Consider the following 4408-nt stretch of genomic DNA (forward strand, 5'->3'; position numbering starts at 1 on the left):
TCGAACTCGATCACGGTGTACTCGGAATCGGCTTCGGCTACTACACCCAACCCGAACTTCTCATGCTGTATGCGTTGCGATACTGCCATTGCCTTCATTCTGTTATTGTACACTAATCAGGACGATTTGTCCTAATCGGAGCGAGGCACGTCGTCGTAATTCGTTGATACAAAATAAGTTCTGCGCCAGGAGTCGATGAGCTCAGCAAGCCGGAGCGCGAGAAGCGCGACGGGGAAAACGAGCCATGCCGCCGACACGACGCGTTGGCCGGTGACGGAATAGGCGACCAGCATCCAGAGAGCCGAGCCCGTGATCAGGAGCAAGACGAACGTCGTCTGAGCCGGGGTGGCTGGCAGTAACCGGAGGAAGGCAAAGGCCGATAGGAGAAGCAGAAGCAAGCTCACCCATTGTCCGGGGGTCGGGAGCAGGACGGCTCCCCGGGACATGGGAGCGACCTCCAGCCAGTCGACGCCGAGCCCGAAGTCGGGTGGGAGGTGGCTCGGCGGCTCGTCCCCGCCTTGGACGGCGAGCGTGATCCGGAGAGGACCACTCTCGGCGACGTCCTGAGGAACGATCGCCCGTATCCCGCCCCAAGGGTAGGACGTCTTCGTAAATAAGAAGTCACGAATATGGTGGTCGTTGACCCTCAGGACCACCGTACCCTGCTGGCCGAACCGATGACAACGAATCGTGAGAACGATGGGACTTCGAACGGCGTGAAACGGAAGGTGGAAACTCGTCTCTCTCTTGGTCAGCCGTCCCACGAATTCTCGAACTTCGACCGATCCATCAGGATTCCGGAATGGGCCGGACAACCTCACCGGCGGATAGAACGCCGTTGGATCCCCGAGGAAGGCACCATCCCATCGCCCGATTCCAAAATGCAACGCGGGATTTTGCTGGTATGCGAGAAAATAGGCCGGCAGGGACATCACCATCAACCCGAGGGAAGGCAGATGGGGAAACCGGGTGAGGATTCGCGCCAAGGCCAAAACCAGTCTCAGACGGGTTTTACATTCAGGGCACGAGGACCTCGGGGTCCGGCGGTCATGTCGAACTCGACCGCCTGGCCTTCGGCCAACGAACGAAGGCTGCTCGGTACGATGGCAGCGCCGTCGACATATACGTCCGGCCCGTCATCACGCATAATGAATCCGTAGCCTTCGCGTTCATCGAACCATTTCACCGTGCCTCGCGCCATGGGTGGAATGAATTATGGTTCTCCTGCCGCACAGACGTCAATGTCAATATTCTCGAATAGGCTGAGCTGGAACCTCGAGGAGAACGAGCTGTCCCGAGCCCTCAGGCGCAAGCGAGAGGAGAACCACCCGGTCTCCGACCTCACGGTTTCCAATCCGACCCGTGCGGGCTTGAGTTACCCGGGTGAAGAAATTCTGAACGCGCTGGCCCGAGCGGAGGCCCTGGTCTACGAACCGTCGGCGAAGGGGCACTTGCCCGCGCGCGAAGCGGTCGCGCGTTACTACGCAGACCGCGGCTGCGCGATCCACGCTGACGACGTCGTCCTGACGGCGAGCACCAGCGAAGCCTACGGGCACGTCTTCAAGCTCCTGTGTGACGCGGGAGACGAGGTCCTTGTTCCCGAGCCGAGCTACCCTCTGCTGCGCTTTCTCGCGGCCCTGGACGAGGTAAAGAGCATTGCCTACCCGTTGCGGCTCGAAGACGGGTGGCGCATCGATCTGGCGTCGCTTGCCTCACTCATCTCACCGCGTACCCGCGCCCTCGTCGTCGTGAATCCGAACAACCCGACGGGGTCCTACCCGACTCCCGATGTCCGCGAGAACCTGCTCGAGCTCTCCGAAACGAAGGGCATCTCGCTCATCGTGGACGAAGTCTTTCTCGACTATCCGCTTCAGCGAAACCAAGAGATTCCCAGCTTTGCCGGCGCGACCGCGGGTCTCGTCTTCGTCCTCAGCGGGCTATCCAAGCTCGCCGGGCTTCCCCAGCTCAAGTTGGCCTGGATCGCCATCGGTGGATCTCCCGAGCTCACCGGCGAAGCCGCGAACCGCCTGGAGCACATCTCGGACACCTACCTCTCGGTGGGAACTCCGGTTCAGATTGCGGCACCGCACCTGCTCGCGCTGGCTCCCGGGATTGCCGAACGCATCTCTCTTCGGACGCGTTCGAACCTCTCGGTCTTGTCGTCCCTCGTCCCGGCCGAACCTTCGGTCTCCATCCTGCCCCCCGAGGCCGGCTGGTACGCACCGGTACGCCTTCCCGCGATCGAAAGCTCCGAATCCTGGGCGCTTCGCTTCCTGGAGGAGGCCTCGGTCTATGTCCATCCGGGTGCTTACTTCGGATTCGATCGAGAAGCCCTGGTCGTCGTCAGCCTTCTCACCGAACGAGCGGTTTTCGCCCGAGGCATCCGGGAAGTGCTCTCCGTTGTTTCCAGTAGAATGCGCGGTACCGATGGTTGAAACAGTTCGATGAAAGAGCGCGACCGGCTGAACGCCGATTTTCCCGTCGTGATCGAGTCACTCGTCGCCTGGGGGGACATGGACGCGATGGGGCACGTCAACAATACCGTCTTTTTCCGCTACTTCGAAAGTGCCCGGATCGCCTACCTCGAGCGCATTGGCTTTCTGGAAGAAATGAAACGCTCGGGCATCGGCCCCATCCTGGCATCGACGAGCTGCAACTTCAGAAAACCCCTCGTCTATCCCGATACGGTCTGGACCGGAGCTCGGGCCGATACCATCGGCGCGGATCGCTTCGTCATGCGATACCGGATCGTGAGCGAATCGCGCCAGCGCGTCGTTGCCGACGGAGAGGGTCTCGTCGTTGCCTACGATTATCAAAATCTGAAGAAAGCGCTCCTTCCCGACTCCGTACGCGGACGAATCGAGCGAATGGAGCAGACGATTGGGCCTTGAAGGCACGCTCCGAGCAATCGGGCTCCATCGGCGCGAGCTGCGCTCCTGGGCCATGTACGACTGGGCGAACTCGGCCTTCGTCACGACGGTGATGGGCACCGTGCTTCCCATCTACTACGTGACCGTGGCGGGCTCCACGCTGGTCGCCGAGGACCGGACGGCATACTGGGGATATACCCAATCCGTTGCTCTCGTCGTCGTCGCGCTCACGTCTCCCGTTCTCGGCGCGGCAGCCGATTTCCTCGGAGCGAAGAAGAAATTCCTGGCGTTCTTCGCTTTCATCGGCAGCCTGGGTACCTTCCTCCTCTACTTCGCCGGTGACGGGGAATGGTTCTTCGCCTCCTCGGCGTTCATTCTGGGAAACATCGGCTTCGCCTCGGGAAACGTCTTCTACGAGTCATTGCTTCCTCACGTAGCGCGCGACGACGAAATCGATCGGGTCTCGACCGCGGGATATGCACTGGGATACGTGGGCGGAGGCCTGCTGCTTGCCGTCCATCTCGCGTGGCTGAGCTGGCCGACGCGTTTTGGCTTCACCGACGCGAGTGAGGCTTCACGATGGGCGTTTCTCAGCGTCGCCGTGTGGTGGGTGTTGTTCACCATCCCGATTCTTCGCCGCGTGCCCGAGCCCAGGAGAGTGGACCGGAGCGGCGTGAATTCTGAGAACGCGCTCAGGGTGGGCGTCATGCGGGTGGTCGAGACGATATCGGAGCTCCGCCGCTACCGCGACTTGTTCGTTTTCCTGCTCGCTTTCTGGTTCTACAACGACGGCATCAACACCATCATCAAGATGGCGACGGCCTATGGAACCGAAATCGGGATCGGCACCGGGCATCTCGTCGGCGCTTTCTTGTTGGCCCAATTCGTCGGCATCCCGGCGACGTTCGCCTTCGGCACGCTCGCGAGCCGCATCGGAGCGAAAAACGGCATCTACCTCTCGCTCTTCGTCTATACCGGGATCTCGGTCCTCGGCTTCTTCATGACCGAGGCCTGGCAGTTCTGGACTCTGGCCGGGCTCCTCGCCCTCGTGCAAGGCGGAAGTCAGGCCCTTTCCCGGTCTCTCTTCGCGACGATGGTGCCCCGCTCGAAGTCGTCTCAATTCTTCGGCTTCTTCAGCGTGAGCTCCAAGTTCGGCAACATCGTCGGGCCCTTCGTCTTTGCCGTAGTCGCCGACTGGACGGGAGGGGGACGACTCGGCATCCTGGCGCTGATCCTCTTCTTCGTGATCGGACTGGCCCTCCTGACGACCGTCGACGTGCAGAAAGGCCGTACCGTTGCCGTCGCGATCGAGGCATCGCTGGCTTCCTTGACCGCGGAGACCCCCGGAGTGACGGCCAGCGCTCAGGGTTAGCGAACCGTTGAGTGATCCGCTGAGACGCATCCTCGTCCGAATCGATGGCCGCGGCTACACGGAGTACCGGGCGCTTGCCGGAAGTCATTCGCTTTCCGGGGCTACGCTGTTCATCGATCACGTTCAGCGCGATCCGTACGCGAGCCCGTCCAAGCTCCGGCTCCGT

At 61.4% G+C, this 4408-nt stretch carries 6 protein-coding genes; 4 read left to right on the forward strand and 2 right to left on the reverse strand.

Annotated features, from left to right (window positions below; translation table 11 throughout):
• Positions 1–131 precede the first annotated feature (131 nt).
• Entirely contained in the window at positions 132–986 is an 855-nt protein-coding gene (locus VEK15_14800) for a hypothetical protein (protein HXV61964.1), read from the reverse strand.
• A 14-nt stretch (positions 987–1000) separates the two neighbouring features.
• Positions 1001–1201 carry a cold-shock protein gene (locus VEK15_14805; GenBank protein HXV61965.1) on the reverse strand — a complete coding sequence of 67 codons (201 nt, stop codon included), beginning with the start codon at positions 1199–1201 and terminating at the stop codon, positions 1001–1003.
• A 40-nt stretch (positions 1202–1241) separates the two neighbouring features.
• Here VEK15_14805 and VEK15_14810 point away from each other — a divergent pair, with 40 nt between their 5' ends.
• From VEK15_14810 to VEK15_14825, 4 genes are all read left to right on the forward strand, one after another.
• A complete protein-coding gene (locus VEK15_14810) occupies positions 1242–2435 on the forward strand; it encodes a pyridoxal phosphate-dependent aminotransferase (protein HXV61966.1) in 1194 nt (397 codons plus the stop codon).
• Between the two features lie 9 nt (positions 2436–2444).
• Complete coding sequence (locus VEK15_14815; GenBank protein ID HXV61967.1) at positions 2445–2891, forward strand: thioesterase family protein; 447 nt, start codon at positions 2445–2447, stop codon at positions 2889–2891.
• The gene (locus tag VEK15_14820) at positions 2881–4242 is read left to right on the forward strand and encodes an MFS transporter (protein ID HXV61968.1); all 1362 of its coding nucleotides are present in this window, start codon (positions 2881–2883) and stop codon (positions 4240–4242) included. Before VEK15_14815 ends, VEK15_14820 begins: the two co-directional genes overlap by 11 nt.
• Positions 4243–4249: 7 nt before the next feature.
• Positions 4250–4408: ABC-ATPase domain-containing protein (locus VEK15_14825; GenBank protein ID HXV61969.1), on the forward strand; the 159-nt coding region annotated here is incomplete at its 3' end.

Source organism: Vicinamibacteria bacterium (genome assembly GCA_035620555.1).
Classification (GTDB): Bacteria; Acidobacteriota; Vicinamibacteria; order Marinacidobacterales; family SMYC01; genus DASPGQ01.